Raw genomic sequence first — 24,464 nt, forward strand, 5'->3', positions numbered from 1 at the left:
CAGCCGGTCATGTTCAAGCTTTTCCCGCGGGAAGCCCGGTTCTTCGATCTCTTCGAACAGCAGTCCCAGCACATCCTGCGCGCGGCGGGGCTCCTGCACGATCTCGTGCACAACTTCACCGACGCCCGGGTCAAGCTCCACGCCATCAAGGAAGTCGAGCACCAGGGCGACCAGATCACGCACGAGGTCGTCCGCCGCCTCAACACCACGTTCATCACGCCGCTGGATCGCGAGGACATCCACGCGCTGGCCAGCCGGCTCGACGACGTGCTGGACTACATCGAGGCCGCGGCCGAGCGGCTGGTGGTGTACCGGATCAAGGAACCGACCGCGGCGTCCCGCGCCATGGCCCAGGTCATCGTGGAGATCGCGCGGGCCACGGACCGGGCCGTCCGCTGCCTGCGGGGCATGGATCCCGGCTTCCACGAGCAAGCAGTCGAGGTCAACCGCCTGGAGAACAGCGCCGACAACCTCTTGCGCGACAGCCTCGCCGAGCTGTTCGAGCAGCAGGCCGATCCCATCGAAGTCATCAAGTGGAAGGAGATCTACGAGACGATGGAGATCGTCACCGACCGCTGCGAGGACGTCGCCAACGTCATCGAGGGCATAATTCTCAAGATGGCTTGATGGAGTCGTCCCTCCTCCTGGTCCTGCTGCTGGTCCTGGCCGCGGAGTTCGCCAATGGCTGGACCGACGCCCCCAATTCCATCGCCACCGTCGTCTCGACCCGTGTGCTCACGCCGCTGCAGGCCCTGGTCATGGCCAGCGTACTCAACATCGTCGGCGCCATGTCGGGCACGGCGGTCGCCGCCACCATCGGCAAGGGGATCATCGACCCCGGCGCCGTCCATCTGGGCACGGTGGCCGCTGCCATGGTGGCCATCGTGCTGTGGAGCACGGTGGCCTGGTACTACGGGCTCCCCACCAGCGAGAGCCACGCCCTGGTGGCCGGGCTCAGCGGCGCCGCGCTGGCCACGGCGGGTGCCGGCGCCCTCATCTGGGACGGCTGGCAGAAAGTCCTCATCGGGCTGCTGTTCTCCACGTTCCTCGGCTTCGCCGGAGGACTGGTCCTCACGCTGGTGATCTACTGGACCTTTCGGGAGGCGCGGGCGGGGTCCGTACGTCGAAAGTTCGGGCGGCTGCAGATCCTGTCCTCGGCCTTCATGGCGTTCAGCCATGGCTCCAACGACGGCCAGAAATTCATCGGCGCCTTCACCCTGGCCCTGGTGCTCGGCGGCATGCTCCCCCGGTTCGATGTTCCCCTGTGGGTGATTTTCCTTTGCGCGGTCACGATGGGCATCGGGACGGCGATCGGCGGCTGGCGGATCGTCAGGACCATGGGACTCAAGGTGACCAAGCTGGATCCGGTGCACGGCTTCGCGGCGGAGACGGCCGCCGCCAGCGCCATCGAGCTGGCCTCGCGGCTGGGGATCCCGGTCAGCACGACGCACACGATCAACACCGCGATCATGGGGGTCGGCTCCACGCGCCGGCTGTCCGCCGTCCGCTGGGGCGTCGGGCGAGAGATCGTGATCGCCTGGATCCTCACCTTTCCGGTGTGCGGCTTCATCGCCTGGGCGGTGGCCAAGGTCTTCGCGCTTCTGCGCTGACCGTGCGCTAGAGTGCGGGCATGGCGCAGAACGTCCTGGTGGTCGAGGACGAGACCGACATCCGCAACCTGGTGGTCTTCCACCTCGCTCGCGAGGGCTTTCGCTGTCGGACGGCGGCGACCGGCACCGAGGCCCTGCAGGAGGTGCGGCAGCACCCGCCAGATCTCATCGTCCTCGACCTCATGCTGCCCGAGATGGACGGCCTCGAGGTATGCCGGCGGGTGCGTGCCGACCCGGCGGCGGCGGTGGTGCCCATCATCATGCTGACGGCGAAGGCGGACGAGGTGGACCGAGTGGTGGGGCTGGAGATGGGCGCCGACGACTATCTCGTCAAGCCATTCTCCCCCAAGGAGCTCGTGGCCCGTGTGCGGGCCGTCCTGCGCCGGACCCGGGCGCCGGTTCCGGCCGCCGCCCTCCACGCCGGCGCTCTGGTGCTGGATGCTGGGCGCCACATGGTCGCCGTCGAGGGCGCTTCCATCGTGCTCACCCCCAAGGAGTTCGACCTGCTGCAGGCGCTCATGGAAGCCGCCGGGCGCGTGCTCTCCCGCGAGCATCTGCTCGATCGTGTCTGGGGATACGCCCGGGCCGACGAGGTCGAGTCGCGGACCATAGACGTCCACGTGCGGCGGCTGCGGGCCAAGCTCGGGGAGGAGGGCCGACGGATTACGACGGTCAAGGGCGTGGGCTACCGCTTCGAGGCGGAGTGAGGCGGTGACGGCCGGCGTCGTCCAGCTCCTGCGCCGGCGCATCGCCGTCAAGCTCACGCTCGCCCTGGTCGGCTTCGTTGCCGTCACCCTTCTGATCGTCGGCCTCTACGTGAACCGGGTTTTGGAGCGCCTGGCCCTCGAGGGTCTGGAAGCTCGGCTGACCACCGCCGCCGAGCTGCTTCACGACGAGGCCCGGGCGTTGCTTGCGCGCGGGGCATCCCCCGAAGAACTCCAGGCCTTCGCGGCGGGAGCCGGGCGGGCGAGCGACTTCCGGGTCACCCTGATCACCCCCGACGGCCGGGTGGTAGGGGAGTCGCAGCTCCAGCTGCGCGATCTGGCTTGGGTGGAGAACCACCGCGGTCGGCCGGAGGTGGAGGCCGCCCTCGCTGGTCGTCACGGCCGTGACCTGCGGCGCAGCACGACCGTGGACACGCCCTTGCTCTACGTGGCGGTGTCTATCCGAGACGACGGACGCGTTCTGGGGGTGATGCGCACGTCGCTGCCGCTGCGCGTGGTGACGTCCTCGCACGGCGCGATCCGGCGCCTCCTCTTCCTCGGCAGCCTGGTGGCCCTCGCGGTCGCTCTCGGCATCGGGCTCTTCGTGGCCCACCGGGTGACACGCCCGGTGATCCAGATGCAGTCGGTGGCCCGGGCCATGAGCGAGGGCGACTTTTCTTTCCGCGCTCCCATCCGCTCCCCCGACGAGATCGGCCAGCTCGGCCGGGCCCTGAACGCGATGGCGGCGAGTCTTCAAGATCGGCTTGCCGACCTCCAGCACGAGCGCGCCAAGACCGCGGCCATCCTCGACAGCATGGTGGAGGGCGTCATCGCCGTCGACGGGCAGGATCACCTGCTGCTCATCAACGAGCAGGCCCGGGTGATCCTGGGGGTCGGGCGGGGGCCGGCCGAGGGCAAGCCGTTGCTGGAGGTCGTCCGCAACGTGGACCTGCACGGCGTGCTGCGCCAGGCGCGAGCCACCAGCCAGGGTCCGCTGACGACCCGGGAGTTCGTCGTGCCCGGGCTCGTGAATCGGCGGCTGCAAGTCAATGCCGTGACTCTGCGTCTGGGCCCCGAGGACAGCGGCGTGGTGATGGTGCTCCACGACCTCACCGAGCTCCGGCGCCTCGAGCAAGTGCGCACCGAGTTTGTGGCCAACGTCTCCCACGAGCTGCGCACACCGCTCACGGCCATCCAGGGATATCTGGAGACGCTGCTGGGCGGAGCCCTCGAGGATCCCGCGCACGCCCGACGATTCCTGGAAGTCGTCGCCCGGCACACCGAGCGCCTGGGTCGCCTGCTGAACGATCTCACCGACCTCTCGAACATCGAGCTGAACAAAATCAGTCTCCGGCTCGAGCCGACCGGGCTTCTCGAGGTCATCGACTCCGTGATCGGGATCATCCGTCCCCGCGCCCAGGGCGGGGGCGTGCGGCTGGATGCCACGCTTGCCCCCGACCTCCCTCCGGTGAAGGCCGATCGCGACCGGCTGGCGCAGATCCTGATCAATCTCGTCGACAACGCCGTCAAGTACACCCCGGCGGGCGGCCAGGTGACGGTGACGGCCCACGGGGCGCCGCCCGGGATGGTGGAGATCGCTGTCCAGGACACCGGCCTCGGCATCCCGGCCGCGGACCTGCCCCGGATCACCGAGCGGTTCTACCGGGTGGACAAGGCGCGCTCGCGCGAGCTCGGCGGCACCGGGCTGGGCCTGGCCATCGTCAAGCACCTGGTCGCCGCGCACGGCGGCGACCTGAGGATCACGAGCGAGCTGGACCGGGGAACGACCGTCCGCGTCACCCTGCCGGCCGCCTGAAATCGGGTAGACTCCGGGACGTCGTCCAACCGACCCGAGGGAGGGGCTCATGGCCGATACGGTCAGCCTGGTCGACTACTATTACGTCATGGCGCCGGATCGTCCGGGCGAGGCATCCCGGATGCTCGAGCATCTCAAGAGAGCGGGAGTCAATCTGCTCGCGTTCACGGGATTCCCCAAGGGCAAGCAGGCCCAGCTGGACTTCGTTCCGGCCGACGCGGCCGCCTTCCGGGCGGTGGCCAGGCAGGCGAAGTGGAAGCTGACGGGCCCCAAGAAGGGCTTCCTGATCCAGGGGGAGGACCGCGTGGGCGCCCTGGCCGACCTCCTGGGCCGGCTCGCGGAAGCGAAGATCAACGTCACGGCCACCGACGCCCTCTGTGCGGGCGCCGGCCGTTACGCGGTGCTGCTATGGGTCAAGCCCCGCGACGTCAAGCGCGCGGCGCAGGCGCTCGGCGCGTCGTAAGCCTCGCGTCACCACCCGAAGAACTCGTGCGCCCATTGGAAGCGGCCGACCCCGGCGCGCGCCGCCGCCTCGCGGTCTTTGTCGGAGTCTCCGACGTGCAGCGACGCCGGTAGATCGAGGCCATAGCGCCTGGCGAGCTCGAGGAACATGCCGGGCTGGGGCTTCCTCGGTGTATTCGACCTCGACCGGCCGCCGGGAGCGTCTCGTCGTCCGGAGTCGCCCTCGCGCTATGCGCTCGCCTCGATCGGGTGAAGGTTCTCGACGTGACAGGCCGCCCGAATTTCGACGCCCTGGTCGGGATCATAGACGAGCTGGACCGCTGACCTGGAAAAGCCCTCGCTCCGCGCCTGAATGAGCAGGTGGCGGGCGCCCTGCACACGCCGCTCGTTACGCAGGATTTACCCGGCCGTCATCGCTCGTTAACGCTGCTGGCGGACACTCCCCATGTGGCCAAGACGACCGGAGAAGTGGGTCGGCAGCCGGGACGAGCGCAGGCGCCCCAGCGGCTCGGCCGCGTCCTGGTCGTCGAGGACGAACCCGACGTCGCCGAGCTCCTCCGCTACAACCTCCAGAAGGAAGGTTGGGAGGTTCTGGCTGTCTCCACCGGCGCCGAGGCCCTGCGCCGCGCCCGCGAGGCCCGGCCTGACGTCATCCTCCTCGACATCATGGTGCCCCAGCTCAACGGCTGGGAGGTGTGTCGCCGTCTCAAGCAGGACGCCGAGACGCGGGCCATCCCGATCATCATGGTCACCGGTCGCGTCGAGGAAGGCGACAAGGTCCTGGGCTTCGAGCTGGGCGCCGACGATTACGTCACCAAGCCGTTCTCCCCGCGCGAGCTGATCGCGCGCATCCGCGCCGTCATGCGGCGCGGCAAGGTCGAGGCCCAGGAGCGCAAGCACTACCTCAAGGCCGGCGACCTCGAGGTGGACCGCCACCGCTTCGAGGTCCGGATGAGCGGCAAGCCGGTCGAGCTCACCCCCAAGGAGTTCGAGTTGCTGGCGGCTCTGGTCGCCACGCCCGGCCGGGTCTTCGGCCGCGAAGAGTTGCTCGACCTCGTCTGGGGTCACGACGGTTTCGTGGAGCCGCGCACCGTGGATGTCCACGTGGCCCGTCTGCGCGGCAAGTTCACGGTGGCCAAGCTGCCCACCGCGGCCATCGAGACCGTGCGGGGCATCGGTTATCGCTTCCGGGACCCGGGGTGACGCCGGACGTAACAGGTTTGTAACACGGCGGTCACATGGACGAAACACAGGTGGCAGAGCATGACACCCAGGACAGAGGGAGGCGCAACATGAGGAAGACGGTACTCGTCGCAGGCCTGCTGATGATCCTCTCCGTCGTCGGCGCCTACGCCGCCGGACCGCCCAAGCTGGATCCGGCGCTCGTTGTCTACAAGGCGTCGTCGGGCGTGAGCGGCAACGTGAACAGCATCGGCTCCGACACGCTGAACAACCTCATGACCCTGTGGGCCGAGACCTTCAACAAGTTCTATCCCAACGTGAAGATCCAGATCGAGGGCAAGGGCTCGGCCACGGCCCCGCCCGCGCTCATCGCCGGCACCGCCCAGCTCGGCCCGATGTCCCGCCCGATGAAGGGCACCGAGATCGACCAGTTCGAGAAGCGATTCGGGTACAAGCCGGTGGCGGTCCGCGTCGCCGTCGATGCGCTCGCCGTCTATGTCAACAAAGACAACCCGATCAAGTGCATGACGATGGCCCAGGTGGACGCGGTGTTCTCCAAGTCGCGCCGCTACGGCTACCGGGAAGACATCAAAACGTGGAGGCAGCTCGGTCTCACCGGAGAGTGGGCGAGCCGGCCCCTCAGCATCTACGGCCGTAATTCCGCCTCCGGTACCTACGGGTTCTTCAAGGAGCACGCGCTGAAGAACGGCGATTACAAGGATGAGGTCAAGGAACAGCCGGGCTCGGCCTCGGTGGTCCAGGGCGTGACCGTCGATCGCTACGGCATCGGGTACAGTGGGATCGGGTACGCTACCGCCGGCGTCCGCGCGGTGCCTCTGGCCGCCAAGGAAGGCGGCAAGTGTTTCGACGCGGTCCCCGACAACGCCTACTCGGGCGACTTCCCGCTCTCGCGGTTTCTCTATGTCTACGTGAACCGGGCCCCCGGCAAGACGCTCGATCCCATCACCCGAGAGTATCTGAGGCTGGTGCTGTCCCGGGAAGGGCAGGAGGTCGTGATCAAGGACGGCTACTTCCCCATCCCGGCCTCGATCGCGAAGGAAGAGCTGAACAAGGTCCTGTAGCTTGGCCGTTACCAGCGAGACGCTGAAGGCGGGCGGGTCGGGACTCCCGGCCCGCCCGCTGCTTCAGACCCGCCAGCAGACGAGCCGCCGGCTTGGCCTCGACCGCTGGGCCGGACGCCTGGTTGTCCTCGGTGGCGTCACCATCATCGCCTCGATCCTGGCGATCCTCGCGGTGATCCTGGTCGAGGTCTACCCGATGTTCGAGACGCCCCACGCGGCGTTGGTGGGGCTTCGACGTCCGGCCGGCCCCGCCGAGCCAGCGCCGACCTCGCCCGTCGCCGCCGACGAGTATCGCGAGATCGCATACCTGGTCACCGCCGAGGGCGCTCTCACGTTCATCGCGTTGAACGATCGCGCTCCGATGCCTCCCGTCCCCGTGCCCGGGCTCGGCGGCGCCCGAGTGACCGCCGTCACCTCCTGGGTCTCGAAGGAGGGAGTCTGGTACGTGATCGGAACAGCGGATGGACGCATCGTCCCGGTGGAGATCAAGTTCGAGGTGACCTACGAGGGCGGTCGGCGCGCCGTCGTCCCGGTGCCGGCGATTGGCGAGTCGTCCTTCCTCGATCCGGAGCAGCGACGGCCCGTCCAGCGCTTGACCTTTGCCCACACGGGCGCCGGGCCCCTAGCGGCAGGCCAGCTCGGGCCGCGAGAGCTCGTGATCCAGACGATCGTCGAGAAGAAGGCGTTGATCGGCGAGAGCAAGCGGGAGGCGCGCCTGGAACCGCTAGCGCTGGCGATCGACGGCGTCGTGACCGCTGTTCGGGTCGACGAACGGGGGGATGACCTCTTCGTGGGCACCTCCACCGGCCGGATCCTGCGCTACGACCTTCGCGAGCAGGGCAGCGTCCGGTTGGCCGAGGTACGGGAGGCGACCAGCCGATCCGGTGCCGCGGTGACCGAGATCGGTCTGCTGAACGGGGACCGCACCGTCGTCATCGGCGACGCGGCGGGTGGCGTGTCGTCGTGGCAAGTGGTCGGTCTGCCCGGCGAAGGGGAGCGCCGGCTTACCCGGATCCACCAGTTCGAGGGTCACCAGGGGCCAGTCGTGGCCTTCAGTCCGTCCCGCCGGGACAAAGGGTTCGTGACTGCCGATCCCACTGGAGGGATCCGTGTCCATTACGCGACGTCCGGGAGGACGCTGATCTCGCTCCAGGCCGAACATCCCGGGCTTCGAGCCGTGGCGATTGCCCCGAAGGCCGACGGGTTGGTCAGCCTGCACGATGACGGCGCGGTATCGCACTGGACGCTGGCCAACCCCCACCCGGAGATCACGCTCCAGACCCTGTTCGGGGCCGTGTGGTACGAGGGTTACGCGGGGCCCGACTACGTCTGGCAGTCTCACGGCGGGACCGACGACTTCGAGGCCAAGTACAGCCTCACCCCGCTCGCATTCGGGACTGTGAAAGGTACGCTCTACGCGCTGCTCTTCGCCGTCCCTATCGCGCTGTTGGCTGCCCTCTACGTCAGCGAGTTCATGCACCCCACCATGAAGAGCTACGTCAAGCCGGTCGTTGAGGTCATGGCGGCGCTGCCCAGCGTCGTCCTCGGCTTCATCGCGGGACTCTGGCTGGCCCCAGTCGTGGAGCGGGTCGTTCCCGCGCTCTTCGTGCTGCCTGTGGTCGTCGCCGTGGCGATTCTGATCGCTGCGGCCCTGTGGCGCGGGCTTCCGGCCACGCTGCGAGGCCGCGTCCGACCCGGCACCGAAATGTTCGTGGTCATCCCGGTGGTCGTGGTGGCCGGCGCGACCGCCCTCTGGTTGGGCGGCGTGATCGAGGACCGGTTCCTCGGCGCCGACTACCGCCGATGGCTGCTGTCGGCCCTCGGCTTCACCTACGACCAGCGCAATTCGCTGGTCGTCGGCATCGCCATGGGATTCGCGGTGATCCCGATCATCTTCACCATCGCCGAGGACTCGCTGGCCAACGTGCCCCAACACCTCCGAGCTGGCTCCCTCGCACTGGGGGCCACCCGCTGGCAGACGGCCCTGCGCGTCGTGCTGCCCACCGCGAGCCCGGGGATCTTCTCGGCTGTCATGATCGGGTTTGGACGCGCTGTCGGCGAGACCATGATCGTGCTCATGGCCACCGGCAATACCCCGGTGATGGAGTGGTCGATCTTCAACGGCTTCCGGGCACTCTCGGCCAACATCGCCGTGGAGCTGCCGGAGGCCCCGGTGGGCCACACGCACTACCGGGTGCTATTCCTGGCCGCGTTGCTCCTGTTCTGCCTGACCTTCCTCGTGAACACGGTGGCCGAGCTGGTGCGGCTCCAACTGCGCCGCCGGTACCGTTACCTATGAACGGCCGGCAGCGGTTCTGGCGCAGCGGTGACCCCTTCATCTGGCTGACCGGGAGCGCGGTGGCCATCGCGCTCCTCATGGTCGCCGGCCTGGTCGGCCTGATCCTCGTCAACGGCCTGGGCTTCTTCTGGCCCGCGGAGGTCGTCCGCCTGACCCTGGCCGACGGCGCCGTGCTCACGGGACAGATTGCCCAGCGCGAGACGATCCCCGGTCAGGCCGGCCAATACCGGATCAAGCTCAAGGTGGCGAACCGCGACCTCTACGGCGCCGATTTCCTGTGGGTGGACGAGGCGAAGATTGCGCGGCGCGAGCGGCCGGCCGATGTACTCGTCATCGAGCGCACCGAGTGGGGGCTCCTCATCGGCACGATCCGTGAGATCCGCGAGGGCGGCCAGGTCGTGACCCGCGGGCCCGAGGCCGGTCGGCAAGCACTGCTCGATCGCCTGCCCGAGGCCACCCGCGTGCGACGCGAGATCCGCCGCATCGAGAAGGGCGATATCGGCCGTGTCAATTACGCGCAGGAGCAGGCCCGGCTCCAGCTCCGCCGGCTGGAGCTTCGGGGCGTCACCGAGGGGCCGGAGGTGACGGCGATCCGGGCGCAGCAGGCGGAGCTCGCGGCACGCTATCAGGACCTGGCGGCCCGCGTAGCCGAGCTCCGTCAGCGGCAGACGGCCAGTGTGCTGGTGGCGGCCGACGGCGGCAGGGACAAGGAGTGGCCGTTGACCGAGGTGGTGGACGTCTACTGGCCGAACACGATGTCGGCCGCCGCCAAGGTGGGCCACTACGCGGCCAAGGCGTGGGAGTTCGTCAGCGATGACCCGCGCGAGTCGAACACCGAGGGTGGGGTGTTGCCGGCCATCTTCGGGACCGTGATGATGGTGCTGATCATGAGCGTGGTCGTGACCCCGCTCGGGGTGCTGGCCGCCTTTTACCTGCGTGAGTACGCCAAGCAGGGGCCCTTCGTCAGCGCTGTCCGCATCGCCGTGAACAACCTGGCCGGCGTGCCCTCGATCGTCTTCGGTGTGTTCGGCGTCGGCTTCTTCATCTACTTCGTGGGAGGGACCATCGATCGCCTCTTCTACGTCGAGGCCCTGCCCACGCCGACCTTCGGCACCGGCGGCATCCTGTGGGCCTCGCTGACACTCGCCTTGCTGACGGTGCCGGTGGTGATCGTGGCCACGGAGGAAGGCCTGGCCGCCATCCCGGGAGGCATGCGCGAGGCCTCGCTGGCCCTGGGGGCGACGAAGCTGGAGACCACCGTCCGTGTGGTGCTGCCAGCGGTCATGCCCTCGATCCTCACCGGGCTCATCCTGGCCATGGCCCGGGCCGCCGGAGAGGTGGCGCCGCTCATGCTCACCGGGGTGGTCAAGCTGGCGCCCTCCCTGCCTGTCGACGGCTTCTGGCCCTTCCTCCACCTCGACCGCAAGTTCATGCACCTGGGGTTCCACATCTACGACGTGGGGTTTCAATCGCCGAACGTGGACGCCGCACGTCCGATGGTCTTCGCCACCACCCTCTTGCTGCTGACCATCGTGGTGCTCATGAATCTCTTCGCGATCGCGCTCCGAAATCGGTTGCGCCGCAAGTACGTGATCGTGGCAATCTAGGAGGAGCTATGGCAACCAGTATCCAGGTGACGGCCAGCCTCAACCCCCAGGCGAGCGCCGCCCCCATGCTCGAGCCTCCCATGGTCGAGATCGAGCGCCTCTCGCTCTGGTACGGTCCCAAGCAGGCCCTTCGCGAGGTGTCCATGACCGTGCCCAAGCACCGGGTCACCGCCTACATCGGCCCGTCGGGCTGCGGCAAGACCACGTTGCTCCGGTGCCTGAACCGGATGAACGATCTGGTGGACGGGGTCAGGATCGCCGGCACCATCCGGATCGGGGGCACCGACATCTACGACGCGTCACTCGAGGTGACCGACCTCCGCAAGCGGGTGGGCATGGTCTTCCAGAAATCGAACCCGTTCCCGAAGTCCATCTTCGAGAACGTGGCCTACGGGCCACGGGTCCTGGGCGTGCGCAGCCGCGACGATCTGGCCGGCATCGTCGAGCGCAGCCTGCGGGCGGCCGCGCTGTGGGAGGAGGTCGAGGATCGCCTGCACGACTCGGCCCTGAGCCTGTCGGGGGGACAGCAGCAGCGCCTCTGCATCGCCCGGGCCATCGCCGTAGAGCCCGACGTGCTCCTGATGGACGAGCCCTGCTCGGCCCTGGACCCCATCGCTACCGCCAAGATCGAGGAGCTCATGCTGGAGCTCAAGGCCAGCTTCACGATCGTGATCGTCACCCACAACATGCAGCAGGCGGCCCGGGTGAGCGACTACACAGGGTTCATGCTCCTGGGGGAGCTGGTGGAGTTCGGCGTCACGCGGGAGCTCTTCACCAATCCGCGGGACAAGCGTACCGAAGACTACATTACCGGTCGGTTCGGATAGGCGCCAGGCCGTGCAACGGCACTTCCACGAAGAGCTGGACGGCCTCAAGCAGACGCTCCTGGCCATGGGCGCGCTGGTGGAGGATCAGATCCGCCGGGTGATGCGGGCCCTCGTCGAGCGGGACGGCGCGCTGGCCCAGGACGTCATCGACCGCGACCGCCAGGTGAACGCCTACGACGTGGAGATCGACGAGAAGTGCGTGGAGCTGCTGGCCCTGCACCAGCCGACCGCCGGCGACCTACGCTTCATCACCACGGCGATGAAGATCGTGACCGATTTGGAGCGCATCGGGGACCAGGCTGTGAACATCGCCCAGAGGGCGCTGGAGCTGAACGAGGAGCCGCAGCTCAAACCCTACATCGACCTGCCTCGCATGGCCCAGAAGGCCCAGGGCATGGTCAAGGAGGCGCTGGACGCCTTCGTGGCCCGCGACACCGAGCTGGCTCGTCAGGTGTGCGCCAGGGACGCGGAGGTCGACGGCATCAAGGAGCAGGTGTTCCGGGAGCTGCTGACGTACATGATGTCGGACCCCAAGACCATTCCCCGGGCGATCCGCCTCATCCTCGTCTCCCGCTTCCTGGAGCGGGTGGCCGACCACGCCACCAACATCGCCGAGATGGTGGTCTATATGGTGGAGTCCAAGATGGTCCGCCACACCCTGGCGTGAGCCTGGCCTGAGCCCGCCTGCGGAACGGCAAGGTCGGGGAGCCCCGGGCGGTATACTCGAAGATGTGCCGGAACCCCGCCGTTATCAGCTGCAGAACGAGGCCGCCAATCGTCTGATTCTCGAGATCCTGGACGTCACCGGCGTTCCGCCGGAGCGGCGTCTGTGGATCCAGCACATGCTGACGACGGTGCTGAAGCTCCACGAGGACGGTGCCTCCACCGGCGACCTCAAGATCACCAACGCCACCCTCAAGGAGCTCCGCTACGCCTACAAGGTGTTCGCGCCCTACCGGGACGTCCGCAAGGTGACGGTGTTCGGGTCGGCCCGGATCTCCCCGGACGAGGCGGCGGCGGCGGCGGCCCGGGAATTTGGCCGTCGCATGGTGGAGCAGGGGTGGATGGTCGTCACCGGAGCGGGGGCCGGCATCATGGGCGCCGCCCAGGAGGGGGCCGGAGGGGAGCGGAGCTTCGGGCTGAACATCCGCCTGCCGTTCGAGCAGGAGGCCAACCCGTGGATCGCCGCCGACCCCAAGCTCATCACCTTCAAGTACTTCTTCACCCGCAAGCTCTTCCTGCTCAAAGAGGCGAGCGCGGTGACGCTGTTCCCCGGCGGGTTCGGCACCATGGACGAGGCCTTCGAGCTGTTGACCCTCATGCAGACGGGCAAATCCGCCATCGTCCCCGTCGTCCTGGTCGAGACGGGCCCTAAACCCTACTGGCGGATCTGGAATCGCTGGATCGCCGCCACGCTGGTGGAGCGCAAGCTCATCGAGCCCCAGGACACCACGTTCTATCGCGTCGTGGACAGCAGCGAGCAGGCGGTGGACGAAGTCCTCGCCTTCTACCGGGTAGTTCACTCCAGCCGCATCGTCGGGGACAACCTGGTCTTCCGTCTCCAGCGGGCGCTCGGCGAGGACGAGCTGGCGGCGGTGCAGCGGGAGTTCGAGGACATCCTCAAGGGACGGGTCGATCAGACGATGGGGCCGACACCACCGGAGCAGGCCGAGTTCCCCACGCTGCCGCGCCTCACCCTGCCGTTCAATCGGACGTCGTACGGCCGCCTGCGCCAGCTGATCGACTTCATCAACGACCTGGGCGGTCCCGGCAACCGGGCGCCCAGCCCGCCCAGCCCCGGGCTCGAGCGTCCCTGATCGTCGGAGGGGGCGCTTACTGGCCCGCCTAAGGGCGCGACGGCCCCCTCACTACTCCGGCTCGGGGCGCTCCTCCATCGTCTGGCACTCCGTGCAGATCCACGTGCGGAACACGACCTTGGTGTGCCCATCGCGCCGGAGAGTCCAGGGGATCAAGGCGCGCCGCCCACACCGGGGACAGCGCTCGACCTCGGCTCCTGGCGGCACGACGGACGGTAGCCACGGCGTCTTGGCTCTCATCGTTCGCCGATCGTACCATCGCGCGACCGTGGTTTGGCGTCGAACAACCACAGCCACTGATCGCTGCGGGCGGCGTAGTCGATCCGGTCCGACAGCGCGAGCGTGTCGACCTCGTGGAAGAGGAAGATGCTGGGGCACTCCTCTTTGAGGAGTCGGAGGATGTGGGCATAGGTCCGCTTCCGCAGATCGGCGTCGAGCGTGGAGCGGGCCTGGTCGATCAGGTGGTCCAGGCCGTCGATTCGCGTGTACCACTTGCCCACCCACCCCCGGGGGCCCGTGTGGTAGAGCGGGTACAGACTGGCGTCGGCGTCGAAGACTGAATAAGAGCCCCACGACCCGTAGTAGCCGTTCGTCGCCTTACCCTCGCGCTGGAAGAACGTCGTCCAGGCCTCTCCCGGCTCCCACGTGCGCAGGGTGGTCTTGAAGCCCGCCGCGGTGAGCATCCGGGCGAGGGCCTCGAACACCGGACGGGATTCCACGAAGGCGCTGTGGAGCGTGATGCTGACGCCGTCGGGATAGCCGGCGCGGGCCAGCAGCGCCCTGGCCTTGTCGGGATCGTAGGGATAGGCCGTCACGGCCGCGTCGTAGCCGAACGCCGCCGGATGCACGGCGGTCGGCACGACGCCTCCTCGCCCGGCCAGCAAGGTCCGGACGATCGTGTCCCGGTCGATGGCATAGTTGGCGGCCTGCCGCGCGGCCTTCCTGTCGAACGGCGCGGTCCGCATGTCCAGCTGGACGTGGTGCGTGCGCAGGATGGGCGCCGAGCTGAGCCGGATCCGGGGGTGGGCCCGGAGGTCGGCGATCTGGGCGGCGGAGACGTGGCGGACGATGTCGATGCCGCCCCTCTTGAGCTCGTTCACCTGGGCGACCTTGTCGGGAATGACCCGGAACGTGAGGAACTTGAAGGCGGGCTTGCCGCGCCAGTGGCCCTCGAAAGCCTCCAGCCGGATGTGCTGCCCGGGCTTGAGCTCCGAGAGCTTCCAGGGGCCGGTTCCCACGGGGGCTGACCGGCCGAAGACCTCGTCGCCCACGCGCTCGACGTGCTGCTTGGGGACGATGGGGAAGTAGACCAGCCGCTCGAGCAGGAGCGGGGCTGGCCGCTCGGTGATCAGATGGATCGTGTCCGGGCTCACCACCCTGATCGACCGGACGGCACGCACGTTGTGGTACTGCGGTGATCCGCGCAGAGGATCGAGCACCCTCTCGAAGGAGTACTTCACGTCCTGCGCGGTCAGGACGGCGCCGTTGTGGAACTTCACGCCCTCGCGTAGCTTGAACTCCCACACGGTGTCGTTCAGGGCCTTCCAGGACACGGCCAGGCCCGGTTCGTACTCGAGCCGGGCGTTCCGGTGCAGGAGGGAATCGAACATGTTGAGGCTGATGAGGATTCCCACCCACTCGTAGTGCATGTGGGGATCGAGCGTCGGGGCCTGCGCGGTCAGGGCCACCGTCAGTGTGTCCGCGGGTGGCGCGGCGACGCCGGGGGTGGGAGCAGCGGCCGCTGTCGCCGCGAAGATGGTCAGAGCCAGGGCGAGCAGCGGACGGCGACGCATGGTCTTCTCCTCGTACCACGCTTCGTGGGCTGGCCACCAGTGTCGCGGGGTACAATGACGCCATGCGGCGGTTCCGGGTGGGCCTCGCCCAGATCAATCCCACGGTGGGAGACTTCGAGGGCAACGTCCGCACGATCACGGAGGTGATCGGCGAGGCCCGGCGGCTGGGGTGCCGGCTGCTGGCCTTCCCGGAGCTGGCGGTGACCGGCTATCCGCCCGAGGACCTCGTGCTCAAGTCGGCGTTCATCGAGGCTAACCTCCGGGCCCTGGAGGACGTGGCCAAGGCGACCCGGGGGCTCACCGTGATCGTCGGCTTCATCGACCGCCGCGACGACGTCTTCAACGCCGCCGCGGTTTTGCACGACGGCGCGCGCGCAGCGACCTATCACAAGCGGTACCTGCCGAACTACGGCGTGTTCGACGAGAACCGGTACTTCCAGGCCGGGACCGAGGCGCCCGTCTTCGCCCTGGACGACGCCATCTTCGCCGTGAACATCTGCGAGGATCTCTGGTACCCGTCGGGACCCACCAGCGCCCAGGCCCTGGCCGGCGCCGAGCTGATCGTCACCATCAACGGCTCGCCCTACCATGCGGGCAAGGCCCACTTCCGCGAAAAGATGGTGGCCACCCGGGCCGCCGACGAGGTGGTGTGCCTGGCTTTCGTGAACCTGGTCGGGGGACAGGACGAGCTCGTCTTCGACGGCGCCAGCCTGATCGTCAACGAGCGCGGCGAGGTGCTGGCCCGGGGCCACGCCTTCGAGGAAGATCTGATCGTCGCCGACCTCGATCTCGACGCCGTGTTCCGCGCGCGCCTGCACGACTCCCGGCGCCGCAAGGAGAAGCTCCGGGCCCCGAGCTCGGCCAGCTGCGTCACCCTGCCCGCGCTCCCGGCGCTTCCGGCGCCTCCCCTGCCGTCCCGCGACGTCCCCGTGCTGGGGCGGGTCGAGGAGATCTTCCGGGCCCTCGTGCTGGGCACCCGCGACTACGTGCAGAAGAACCGGTTCAAGCGGGTGGTGATCGGGCTGTCGGGCGGCATCGACTCTTCCCTGGTGGCTGCCATCGCCGTGGAGGCGCTGGGCCGCGAGAACGTCACCGGTGTCACCATGCCCTCGCCCTATTCATCGGCGGGGACCCGGGCCGACGCCCGGCGGCTGGCCAAGAACCTGGGCATCGAGTTCCTGCGCCTGCCCATCACCCCGGCCTTCCGCGCCTTCCGGCGTATCCTGGCCCGCCCCTTCAAGGGCCTCAAGGAAGACGTCACCGAAGAAAACATCCAGGCGCGCGTGCGCGGCACCCTGCTCATGGCGCTGAGCAACAAGTTCGGCTGGCTCGTGCTCACCACCGGCAACAAGAGCGAGATCGGCGTGGGCTACTCCACGCTCTACGGCGACATGGCCGGGGGTTTCGCGGTCATCAAGGACGTGCCGAAGACGCTGGTCTACGAGCTGGCCCGCCACGCCAACGAGCGGGCCGGCCGCGCGGTGATCCCCGAGACCGTCTTCACCCGGCCGCCCTCGGCCGAGCTGCGGCCCGACCAGACGGATCAGGACACGCTGCCCCCCTATCCCGAGCTCGACGCGATCCTGGAAGCGTACGTGGAGCAGGACGAGAGCGTGGCCGACATCGTCGCCCGGGGCTTTGCGCCCGAGACCGTTCGTCGGGTCGTGCACATGGTGGACGCCAACGAGTACAAGCGTCGGCAGGGGCCCATCGGCGTCAAGATCACGCCGCGCGCGTTCGGTCGCGACTGGCGGCTGCCCATCGTGAACCGGTTCCGGCAGGGTTGATTTCAGCTTTTAGCCTGGAGGGGGCACGAGACGCGCCCCCTCCAGACCTCCCCATTCGCGCGAGGTGCGACAACGGTTGCTGTCTCTCCGCGCAACTAGAGATCGTTGCCCGAGTACGAGAGGTTGAATGATTTATTGCAGAGGGGGAAGTCGGGGACGATGTTCTTGAGCACGGCGTACTCGAGCGCCGGCCAGTTCCTGAACGAGGGGTCGACGACCTTCACGCGGGCGAGCTCGTGTGGCCCCGCGGCCCGCACCCAGTACCAGATGGGTCCCCGCCAGGCCTCGACGAGGCCGAGCGCGTCTGCCTCGGCGGGCAACGGGCCCAGCGGCGCGCGCGGGGGCCCCCCGGGGGCGCGGTCGGCGGCGAGGGTGATGAGTCGCGCAGCCTCCCGGGCCTCGTCGAGCCGCACCATGGTCCGCGCCCACACGTCGCCTGCCTCGTAGGCGGGCACCCGCACGTCGAGCTCCCCGTAGGCGGCGAAGGGGGCGTCGCGGCGGGCATCGGCATCGATCCCGCTCGCCCGGCCGACCAGTCCCACGACCTGCATCTCGCGGGCCGTGCGCGGCGTGAGGCGGCCGGTGCCCTGCAGGCGCTCCAGCACCATGGTGTTGTCGAGGCACAGCCGCGCGACTTCTAAGAATGCCGCGACCAGGCGGTCGACCTCGGCGGCCACCGCGTCGAGCGGAGCCTTCGCCAACGGCCCGGCCACTCCGCCCGGCACGATGGCGCCCCGGAGGAGGCGGTGGCCGGCGAGCCGGTCGTTCAGCCGCAGGAGCTCTTCGCGAATACGGAAGCAGTGGGCGTGACCGAAGGCGAAGCCCGTGTCGTTGACGATCATGCCGACGTCGCCGACGTGGTTGTAGAGCCGCTCGAGCTCGAGCAGGATGACCCGCAGCCAGCGGGCTCGCGCCGGGATGGCGCAGCCGGCCAGGGTCTCCAGCGCCTGGGCGAAGGCCAACGCGTGGGCGGCGCTCTCGTCGCCGGACACGCGCTCGGCGAGCTCGAGGGTGCGCTCGAACGGCAGGGTCTCGAAGAGTTTTTCGATTCCCTTGTGCACGAAGCCCAGGCGCGTCTCGAGGTTCACGATCGTCTCGCCCTCGACGCTGAAGCGGAAGTGCCCGGGCTCGATGATGCCGGCGTGCACGGGCCCTACGGTGATCTCGAAGATGCCTTCGCCGTCGACCCGGCGGAAGGGGAACGGCTGGCCCTCGTCGACGAAGTCCCGGCGCGCCGCCACGTCGCGGCGAAGCGGATGATAGGTCTCGGGCCAGAACTGGTGCAGGGCCAGCCGGCGCGGGTCCGGGTGGCCCACCGGGATCAGCCCGAAGAGATCCCGGATCTCGCGCTCGAAGCGGCTGGCCGCGAACGAGCGCGTGGCGAGCGACGGGAAGCGCGGGATGGCGGCGGGCAGCGTTACCAGCACCACGGCGGCCGGCTGGCCGCCCGCCGGAGCGAAGACGTAGGCCAGCGTGAAGGTTCCGGACGTCGCGGTGCTGTCGGCGGCGGCGAGGAGCTGGAGCTCCGCGCCCAGCAAGGAGAGCCGGTCGGCCAGCGCCGGCACCCGGGCGGCGTCGAGCCGGCCGCGCAGCACGCCGTCGCCGTCACGGGACACGGCGGCGACACCGCCGGCGGCGAGCGCCTCCGCGAGCGCCTCGGCGGTGAGGATCATGGCGCCAGCAGGCTCACGATCTGCCCGAGCGCTCCGGCCAGGCCCGGAGGCCACGCCAGTCCGGTGACGACCAGCATGAGCAGCGCGACGCCGAGGGGCAGCGCGGATGCCCAGTGAGGGTTCTCCGAGACCTGGCCGGTGACCGGGCCGTAGAGCATGCGATGGGCGGCGCGCAGGAGCCCGGAGAAGGCCACGACGAGCAGGGCCAGGCCGAGCGCAGCCGCCGGCGCGTACCCTGCCTGAAAGCCCGCGGCGAAGATCATCACCTCGCTCACGAACAGGCCGAAGGGTGGCAGGCCCATGAGGGCCAGCATGGCGACCAGGAAGCCGCGTCCCGTGACCGGCATGGCCCGGAGCAGGCCGCTCACCGCCGGGATCTCGGCGGTGCCATAGGCGGCGCGGATGCGACCCGACAGCAGGAACAGCACCGACTTGGCCAGGGCGTGATTGCCGATGTGCAGGACGGCTCCGGCCACGCCCAGGGGCCCGCCGAAGCCCAGCCCGAGACAGACCACTCCCACGTGCTCCACGCTGGAGTAGGCGAGCATGCGCTTGTAGTTGCGGGGGGCCCAGAGAAACGCCGCCGCCACGCCCAGCGAGGCCAGGCCCAGCGCCACCAGCAGGCGGCCGGCGAAGTCCGGGCCCGCCGCCAGATCGACCACCGCCTTGAACCGCAACACCGCGTAGAGGCCAACGCTCAGGAGCACGCCGGACATCAACGCGCTCACCGGGGCCGGCGCTTCGCTGTGGGCGTCGGGCAGCCAGGTGTGCATGGGCGCCAGGCCGGCCTTGGTGCCGTAGCCGACGAGGAGGAACACGAAGGCCAGCTGGATCACCGGAGCCGGCAGTCCCGGGGCCAGCCGTAGCAGGGTCGTCCATCGCAGCGCGTAGGCCTGGTCGCCGAACTGCTGGACGTCGGCGAAGTACACGAGCACGGTGCCGGCGAACGCGATGGCCACGCCGACGGAGCAGATGAGCAGGTACTTGTACGACGCCTCCAGCGAAGACCGGGACCGCTCGAAGTTCACCAGGAACACGGAGGCCAGGGTGGTGCCTTCGACAGCCACCCACATGAGCCCGACGTCGTCGGTGGTCACGGCCAGCAGCATGGTGAAGGTGAAGAGGTGGAGCAGCGGGTAAAAGCGCCGGCCTTCGTCCGGCGGCACCTGACGGGGCGCCTCCAGCGCGGCCAGGGCCGCGATCAGCCCCACCAGCCCCGCCATCCACGCCGACAGGGCATCGGCGCGGAGCAAGCCGTCGAGCGCCGTCACGCTGCCCTGTCGCGCCACCGCGGCGACGACGGCTGCGGCGGCGGCCAGCGTGACCGCCGCGGTGAGCGCGTTCACGGCGCGGGCAACGCCGCCGACCGCGCGCGTCAGCACGGCGGCCCCGGCGAGAGGAGCGGCCAGCAGCAGGAGCAGGCTCATCCCCGCAGCTCCCGCAACCGGTCCACGTCGATGGAGTCGTGCTCGCGGCGGACCCGAAGGACCACGCCTTCCATCAAGAGCACGATGGCCAGGACGTCGAGGAACACGCCCGCCTCGACCAGGCCGGGTAGGCCGTAGGTGGCCAGCAGGGCTAACCCGAAGATCCCGTTCTCGAACATGAGGAAGCCGAGCAGGTGGCCCAGCGCATCGCGTCCGGTGACGCAGACGAACAGGCCGATGAGGGCCATGGCGAAGGCCAGCGGGATGCCGCCCTCGGTGGGCAGCGTGGTGGCGGCGTTGACGGGCAGCATCACGGCATAGGCGACGACGACGAGACCTCCTGACACGAGCAGCGGGACCGCGGAGGACCGCCCGGGGGCGAGGGGCCGCAGCACCGGCGTGCCGGCCCCCATCCGGGCCAGCGCGCGGGGGATGAGCCAGGCCTTGAGGAGCACCACCACGGCGGCGACGACGAGGAGGCCGGGCTTGCCGGCCAGGATCCCGATGACGACGGCGAGGAGCGCGAGGAGCAGCGACTGGGCCACGAAGAGGGCGAGCCGTCCCGGCCAGCCCTGTCGCCAGACGATGAGTAGCGTCACCACGAGCCCGAGAAAGGCCAGCAGGTTCGTGAGGGCTGTCATCGCAGCAGGAACACCGCGGTGACCGAGAGCAGCGCCAGCGCGAACGATCCCGCCAGCAGCTCCGGCACCCGGAAGAGCCGGAGCTTGGCCACCGAGGTCTCGACCAGGGCCAGAGCCGCGGCGAGGACGAGCAGCTTCGCGCCCAGCGCCAGAACCGCCAGCGCCACCGGCCCCGGCGCCACTTCGGCGGAGACGCCCCAGGGCAGGAAGAGGTTGGCCAGCAACGCGAGGAAGACAAACAGCTTCATGCTCGCGGCCCACTCCACCAGCGCCAGATAGTGGCCGGAATACTCGAGCACCATGGCCTCGTGGATCATCGTCAATTCCAGGTGCGTGGCGGGGTTGTCGACCGGCAGGCGGCCCGTCTCCGCGATCATGACCACGAAGAAGGCGGCGAAGGCCAGCAGGTGGCCGGGGTTGGCGACCAGGAGGGGATCGCCGGCGAAGCGCTCGACGACGCCGCCCAGGTTGATGGTGTCGGCCCGCAGTGCCAGGGCGAACACGGCGATCACGATGGTCGGCTCGGCCAGAGCGGCCACCGCGACTTCCCGACTCGAGCCCATGCCGCCGAAGGCGCTGCCGGCGTCCAGGCCGGCCAGCGCGAGGAAGAACGTGCCGAGCATGAACAGGTACATCAGCAGGATGATGTTGCCGGCGAACGCGAGCAGGGGGCGGCTCACGAGCACCGGCACCACGAGGGCGGCGACGAGCATCGTGGCCACCAGCACGTAGGGCGTGAAGCGGAAGATCCAGGAGGTAGTGGTGGAGACGACCGGCTCCTTGCCCAGGAGCTTCACGAGGTCGGCGCAGGGCTGCCACGGGCGGGGCCCCCGCCGGCCGGCCAGCCGGGCTTTGAACGCGCGGAGCAGGCCCACGAGGAGCGGGCCGCCCAGGCCGACGACGGCCAGCTGGGCCAGCGCGGCCATCACGTCGGCCATCACGCGAGCACCAGCAGGGCCAGCAGCGCGGCCAGGATATAGATGAGGTAGAGATTGGCGCTGCCGGATTGGAGGAGCCGGGCGCGGCGCGCGGTGCGGTGGAGCACGCCCAGCGCGGGACGGTAGAGCCACCGGTCGAAGACCGAGTGCGTGGGGTTGGCGTACTCGATCCGGGTGACGAAAAACCGCGATTCCGGATGCGCCTCGATGTCGAGCTGGGCGACCGGGCGATAGAAGAAGTCGAAGATGCGCTTGAAGGGATTGGCGAAGGCGGTGGCGGTGTACTCCATGCGCGCGGTCTGCACCAGGCGGCCACAGCCCCACGTCTCGTAGAGCCGCCGCCGGCGGCCGACGCCGGCGGCGGCGAGGAGCACGGCGGGCAGGGCCAGGGCGGCCAGCAGTGCGGCCCCCACCGCCACCGTCGACAGGCTCGCGAACTCGCCGGAGATGTTGAGCGTGAGCCAGCCACCGAGGTTGGCCGGGTCCGGCACGCGCATGACGTCGGCGCCGACGCGGACCAGGGCCGGCACCACCAGGGTGGGCGCCAACCCCAGGCCGACGCAGGCCAGAGCGAGCAGCCCCATGCCCGCGCGCATGGGCCAGGACGCCTCGTGGGCGCGGGCGGCGGCCTCGCTGCGGGGCAGGGCCAGGAACGTGATGCCGAAGGCCTTCACGAAACAGGCCATGGCCAGACCGCTGGTGAGCGCCAGGCCGGCGATGCCCAGGGCGAACACCAGATTCTGCTCGGCACGGTCGATCCTGAGGTTCTGCAGCAGGGCCTGGAACGTGAGCCACTCGCTGACGAAGCCGTTGAGCGGCGGCAGCGCGGCGATGGCGGCCGAGCCCACCAGGAACGCCGCCGCCGTCCACGGCATCCGCTTGATGAGCCCTCCCATCTCTTCCATGTTCCGCGTCCCCGTGGCGTGCAGGACCGCACCCGCCCCGAGAAAGAGCAGCGCCTTGAACGCAGCGTGGTTGAGCGTGTGGTACAGCGCTGCGGCGAAGCCCAGCAGCGCGAGCGCGGGCAGGCTGGCCAGGTGGAAGAGCATGCCGGCGCCCAGGCCGATGAGGATGATGCCGATGTTCTCGATGCTGTGGAAGGCCAGCAGCCGCTTGAGGTCGTGCTCCACGAGGGCGTAGAGCACTCCGGCCACCGCCGAGATCACGCCGGCCAGCATGACGGCGATCCCCCACCAGGCCTGGCCGTCCCCGAGCCAGTCCAGGCTGATCCGCATGAGGCCGTAGATCCCGAGCTTGATCATCACCCCGGACATGAGCGCCGAGACGTGGCTGGGCGCGGCCGGATGGGCCAGCGGCAGCCAGACGTGGAGCGGAATCACCCCGGCCTTGGCGCCGAAGCCGAGCCCGAGCAGCGCAAACGCCAGGCCGGCGCCGGCGGGCGGCAGGGTGGACGCCGTCGCCGACCAGTCCGCGAACCGGAAGCTGTCCGTCCAGACGCCCAGCAGCAGCATCCCGGCCAGCAGGCAGGCCAGCCCGGCCTGCGTCATCACGGCGTAGACCCACGCGGCGCTGACGGCCTCGCGATCGCCCGACTGCGCGACCAGCACGTAGGAGGCGAGCGACATGAGTTCCCAGGCCAGCAGGAAGGTGAGGGCGTTGGCCGCCAACGGCACGGCGCACATGGACGCCACGAACACGTTGTAGGCCAGGAGGCCACGCCGCTCGCCCCCGCCATAGCCGACGGCGTAGAGGGAGGCCGGGATGGCGGCGCCGCCGATCAGCGCCAGGAAGAAGCCGCCGAGCGGGTCCAGCGTGAGCTCGAGGCCTCCCAGCGGCAAGAGCGCGGGCGCGGCCACGGTGAACGTCGCGCCCGCCATACCGGCCAGGCCCAGCAGCGCCGCCGCCAGCCCGCCGCCGGCGGCGAGGACATAGGCGAGCGCCGCCATCAGCGGGCCTGCCCGATGATCGCGAGCAATCCGGCCAGGAGCGTCCGCGGCGAGGGCGGGCAGCCGGGGATCACCGCGTGGACGGGGATGACATCCCCGACGCCCCCGACCACGGCGTAGGAGCCGCGGAAGATGCCGGCATCGCGCCCGCAATCGCCCACGGCAATCACGATCTTCGGATCCGGCGTGGCCTCGTACGTGCGCCGCAGCGCCTCGGCCATGTTGAGCGTCACCGGCCCCGTCACCAGCAGGCAGTCGGCATGCCGGGGGGAGGCCACGAAGTGCAAGCCGAAGCGCTCGAGGTCGTAGTGAGGTCCGGTGAGGCCCCCGATCTCGAGCTCGCAGCCGTTACAGGAGCCGGCATCCACCTGCCGGATGTGGAGCGAGCGCCCGAACCGCCGGCGGATCTCCCCGGCCAGCCGCGTGCCCAGCGCCTCCAGCGAGAGCGACTCGTCGGGGGCGGCGGGCTCGGTGACGATGCCGGCGCGCAGGGCAGCGCGGAGCTGACGGAGCATCACCGCCGCGCCGGCCGGCGCGCCTCGCGCTGGAGCTCGCGGAGGAGGGTCCGGGTGCCCGTCAACTGGTTGTTGAAGATGCGCCGGGCCACGTCGAGGAGATCGCCGACCAGGGGGTCGCGCACCGCGTAGCGGACCGTCGTGCGCTCCTTGCGCGCGCCGACGACGTTCTTGGCGCGGAGCACGGCGAGCTGCTGGGAGACGGTGGACTGGTCGAGTCCGAGGGCCGCCTGCAATTCCTGGACGCTGTGCTCCCGCGCTCGCAGCAGCTCGAGGAGACGGATCCGGAGGGGATGGGCCAGGGCCTTGAAGAAGTCGGCCTTGAAGCGCTGGAGGTCAGTGGGGGCGGCCCGGGACACGGCCCAGATATATATAAA

22 protein-coding genes and 1 pseudogene are annotated in these 24,464 nt (G+C 69.4%); 13 read left to right on the top strand and 10 right to left on the bottom strand.

Annotation, left to right across the window (positions count from 1 at the left end; all coding sequences use genetic code 11):
• The first annotated feature begins 9 nt into the window (after positions 1 to 9).
• Genes VFR64_14530 through VFR64_14550 form a run of 5 tightly spaced genes read left to right on the top strand, consistent with a single transcriptional unit; the run spans position 10 to position 4,593 of the window.
• Positions 10 to 627: a DUF47 family protein gene (locus VFR64_14530; GenBank protein HET9490955.1), complete on the top strand. Its 618-nt coding sequence runs from the start codon at positions 10 to 12 to the stop codon at positions 625 to 627.
• Positions 627 to 1,610 carry an inorganic phosphate transporter gene (locus VFR64_14535; protein HET9490956.1) on the top strand — a complete coding sequence of 328 codons (984 nt, stop codon included), beginning with the start codon at positions 627 to 629 and terminating at the stop codon, positions 1,608 to 1,610. The genes VFR64_14530 and VFR64_14535 overlap by 1 nt, the downstream gene beginning before the upstream one ends.
• 20 nt (positions 1,611 to 1,630) lie before the next feature.
• The gene (locus VFR64_14540; protein HET9490957.1) at positions 1,631 to 2,317 is read left to right on the top strand and encodes a response regulator transcription factor; all 687 of its coding nucleotides are present in this window, start codon (positions 1,631 to 1,633) and stop codon (positions 2,315 to 2,317) included.
• Positions 2,318 to 2,321: 4 nt separating this feature from the next.
• Complete coding sequence (locus tag VFR64_14545) at positions 2,322 to 4,130, top strand: ATP-binding protein (GenBank protein ID HET9490958.1); 1,809 nt, start codon at positions 2,322 to 2,324, stop codon at positions 4,128 to 4,130.
• 49 nt (positions 4,131 to 4,179) lie between these two features.
• Complete coding sequence (locus VFR64_14550) at positions 4,180 to 4,593, top strand: hypothetical protein (GenBank protein HET9490959.1); 414 nt, start codon at positions 4,180 to 4,182, stop codon at positions 4,591 to 4,593.
• An 8-nt stretch (positions 4,594 to 4,601) separates the two neighbouring features.
• On the opposite strand, the pseudogene VFR64_14555 reads toward VFR64_14550, so the two are convergent.
• Positions 4,602 to 4,751 (bottom strand): annotated as a pseudogene (locus VFR64_14555) (HAD hydrolase-like protein).
• A 288-nt stretch (positions 4,752 to 5,039) separates the two neighbouring features.
• Between VFR64_14555 and VFR64_14560 the strand changes: the two are divergent.
• The 7 genes from VFR64_14560 to VFR64_14590 all read left to right on the top strand — a co-directional run bounded on the left by VFR64_14560 (position 5,040) and on the right by VFR64_14590 (position 13,406).
• Entirely contained in the window at positions 5,040 to 5,795 is a 756-nt protein-coding gene (locus VFR64_14560) for a response regulator transcription factor (protein HET9490960.1), read from the top strand.
• Between the two features lie 89 nt (positions 5,796 to 5,884).
• Entirely contained in the window at positions 5,885 to 6,856 is a 972-nt protein-coding gene (locus tag VFR64_14565) for a phosphate ABC transporter substrate-binding protein (protein ID HET9490961.1), read from the top strand.
• Between the two features lies 1 nt (position 6,857).
• Positions 6,858 to 9,155, top strand: a complete 2,298-nt coding sequence (locus VFR64_14570; protein ID HET9490962.1) for an ABC transporter permease subunit — start codon at positions 6,858 to 6,860, stop codon at positions 9,153 to 9,155.
• Complete coding sequence (pstA, locus tag VFR64_14575) at positions 9,152 to 10,762, top strand: phosphate ABC transporter permease PstA (protein HET9490963.1); 1,611 nt, start codon at positions 9,152 to 9,154, stop codon at positions 10,760 to 10,762. The genes VFR64_14570 and pstA overlap by 4 nt, the downstream gene beginning before the upstream one ends.
• Before the next feature lie 65 nt (positions 10,763 to 10,827).
• On the top strand, positions 10,828 to 11,589 hold the full coding sequence (gene pstB, locus VFR64_14580) for a phosphate ABC transporter ATP-binding protein PstB (protein HET9490964.1): 762 nt from the start codon (positions 10,828 to 10,830) through the stop codon (positions 11,587 to 11,589).
• A 10-nt stretch (positions 11,590 to 11,599) separates the two neighbouring features.
• Positions 11,600 to 12,256, top strand: coding sequence for a phosphate signaling complex protein PhoU (gene phoU / locus VFR64_14585; GenBank protein ID HET9490965.1), 657 nt, complete (start codon positions 11,600 to 11,602; stop codon positions 12,254 to 12,256).
• Between the two features lie 64 nt (positions 12,257 to 12,320).
• Entirely contained in the window at positions 12,321 to 13,406 is a 1,086-nt protein-coding gene (locus VFR64_14590) for a TIGR00730 family Rossman fold protein (protein ID HET9490966.1), read from the top strand.
• A 51-nt stretch (positions 13,407 to 13,457) separates the two neighbouring features.
• Here the strand turns inward: VFR64_14590 and VFR64_14595 are convergent, their stop codons facing one another.
• Together VFR64_14595 and VFR64_14600 are read right to left on the bottom strand one after the other, a co-directional pair.
• Positions 13,458 to 13,646: a hypothetical protein gene (locus tag VFR64_14595; GenBank protein ID HET9490967.1), complete on the bottom strand. Its 189-nt coding sequence runs from the start codon at positions 13,644 to 13,646 to the stop codon at positions 13,458 to 13,460.
• Entirely contained in the window at positions 13,643 to 15,199 is a 1,557-nt protein-coding gene (locus tag VFR64_14600; protein HET9490968.1) for an ABC transporter substrate-binding protein, read from the bottom strand. Before VFR64_14600 ends, VFR64_14595 begins: the two co-directional genes overlap by 4 nt.
• Positions 15,200 to 15,261: 62 nt before the next feature.
• Here VFR64_14600 and VFR64_14605 point away from each other — a divergent pair, with 62 nt between their 5' ends.
• The gene (locus VFR64_14605) at positions 15,262 to 16,986 is read left to right on the top strand and encodes an NAD+ synthase (GenBank protein HET9490969.1); all 1,725 of its coding nucleotides are present in this window, start codon (positions 15,262 to 15,264) and stop codon (positions 16,984 to 16,986) included.
• A gap of 95 nt (positions 16,987 to 17,081) precedes the next feature.
• Here the strand turns inward: VFR64_14605 and VFR64_14610 are convergent, their stop codons facing one another.
• Genes VFR64_14610 through VFR64_14640 form a run of 7 tightly spaced genes read right to left on the bottom strand, consistent with a single transcriptional unit; the run spans position 17,082 to position 24,446 of the window.
• Positions 17,082 to 18,659: an NADH-quinone oxidoreductase subunit C gene (locus VFR64_14610; GenBank protein ID HET9490970.1), complete on the bottom strand. Its 1,578-nt coding sequence runs from the start codon at positions 18,657 to 18,659 to the stop codon at positions 17,082 to 17,084.
• Entirely contained in the window at positions 18,656 to 20,086 is a 1,431-nt protein-coding gene (locus VFR64_14615) for a proton-conducting transporter membrane subunit (protein HET9490971.1), read from the bottom strand. The genes VFR64_14610 and VFR64_14615 overlap by 4 nt, the downstream gene beginning before the upstream one ends.
• Entirely contained in the window at positions 20,083 to 20,727 is a 645-nt protein-coding gene (locus VFR64_14620) for a hypothetical protein (protein ID HET9490972.1), read from the bottom strand. The genes VFR64_14615 and VFR64_14620 overlap by 4 nt, the downstream gene beginning before the upstream one ends.
• On the bottom strand, positions 20,724 to 21,665 hold the full coding sequence (locus VFR64_14625) for an NADH-quinone oxidoreductase subunit H (protein HET9490973.1): 942 nt from the start codon (positions 21,663 to 21,665) through the stop codon (positions 20,724 to 20,726). The genes VFR64_14620 and VFR64_14625 overlap by 4 nt, the downstream gene beginning before the upstream one ends.
• Positions 21,665 to 23,572 (bottom strand): proton-conducting transporter membrane subunit, encoded by a 1,908-nt coding sequence (locus VFR64_14630; protein ID HET9490974.1) that lies wholly within the window; start codon positions 23,570 to 23,572, stop codon positions 21,665 to 21,667. Before VFR64_14630 ends, VFR64_14625 begins: the two co-directional genes overlap by 1 nt.
• The gene (locus VFR64_14635) at positions 23,572 to 24,087 is read right to left on the bottom strand and encodes an NADH-quinone oxidoreductase subunit B family protein (protein HET9490975.1); all 516 of its coding nucleotides are present in this window, start codon (positions 24,085 to 24,087) and stop codon (positions 23,572 to 23,574) included. Before VFR64_14635 ends, VFR64_14630 begins: the two co-directional genes overlap by 1 nt.
• Positions 24,087 to 24,446 carry a metalloregulator ArsR/SmtB family transcription factor gene (locus VFR64_14640; GenBank protein ID HET9490976.1) on the bottom strand — a complete coding sequence of 120 codons (360 nt, stop codon included), beginning with the start codon at positions 24,444 to 24,446 and terminating at the stop codon, positions 24,087 to 24,089. The genes VFR64_14635 and VFR64_14640 overlap by 1 nt, the downstream gene beginning before the upstream one ends.
• Positions 24,447 to 24,464: the final 18 nt, after the last annotated feature.

The sequence above is a fragment of the Candidatus Methylomirabilota bacterium genome, from assembly GCA_035709005.1.
GTDB lineage: Bacteria > Methylomirabilota > Methylomirabilia > Rokubacteriales > CSP1-6 > 40CM-4-69-5.

Coding starts and splice junctions, on each gene's coding strand:
- VFR64_14530 (HET9490955.1), top strand. CDS start 10: ATGTTCAAGCTTTTCCCGCGGGAAGCCCGGTTCTTCGATCTCTTCGAA.
- VFR64_14535 (HET9490956.1), top strand. CDS start 627: ATGGAGTCGTCCCTCCTCCTGGTCCTGCTGCTGGTCCTGGCCGCGGAG.
- VFR64_14540 (HET9490957.1), top strand. CDS start 1,631: ATGGCGCAGAACGTCCTGGTGGTCGAGGACGAGACCGACATCCGCAAC.
- VFR64_14550 (HET9490959.1), top strand. CDS start 4,180: ATGGCCGATACGGTCAGCCTGGTCGACTACTATTACGTCATGGCGCCG.
- VFR64_14565 (HET9490961.1), top strand. CDS start 5,885: ATGAGGAAGACGGTACTCGTCGCAGGCCTGCTGATGATCCTCTCCGTC.
- pstA (HET9490963.1), top strand. CDS start 9,152: ATGAACGGCCGGCAGCGGTTCTGGCGCAGCGGTGACCCCTTCATCTGG.
- pstB (HET9490964.1), top strand. CDS start 10,828: ATGCTCGAGCCTCCCATGGTCGAGATCGAGCGCCTCTCGCTCTGGTAC.
- VFR64_14595 (HET9490967.1), bottom strand. CDS start 13,646: ATGAGAGCCAAGACGCCGTGGCTACCGTCCGTCGTGCCGCCAGGAGCC.
- VFR64_14600 (HET9490968.1), bottom strand. CDS start 15,199: ATGCGTCGCCGTCCGCTGCTCGCCCTGGCTCTGACCATCTTCGCGGCG.
- VFR64_14605 (HET9490969.1), top strand. CDS start 15,262: ATGCGGCGGTTCCGGGTGGGCCTCGCCCAGATCAATCCCACGGTGGGA.
- VFR64_14610 (HET9490970.1), bottom strand. CDS start 18,659: ATGATCCTCACCGCCGAGGCGCTCGCGGAGGCGCTCGCCGCCGGCGGT.
- VFR64_14615 (HET9490971.1), bottom strand. CDS start 20,086: ATGAGCCTGCTCCTGCTGCTGGCCGCTCCTCTCGCCGGGGCCGCCGTG.
- VFR64_14620 (HET9490972.1), bottom strand. CDS start 20,727: ATGACAGCCCTCACGAACCTGCTGGCCTTTCTCGGGCTCGTGGTGACG.
- VFR64_14625 (HET9490973.1), bottom strand. CDS start 21,665: ATGGCCGACGTGATGGCCGCGCTGGCCCAGCTGGCCGTCGTCGGCCTG.
- VFR64_14630 (HET9490974.1), bottom strand. CDS start 23,572: ATGGCGGCGCTCGCCTATGTCCTCGCCGCCGGCGGCGGGCTGGCGGCG.
- VFR64_14635 (HET9490975.1), bottom strand. CDS start 24,087: ATGCTCCGTCAGCTCCGCGCTGCCCTGCGCGCCGGCATCGTCACCGAG.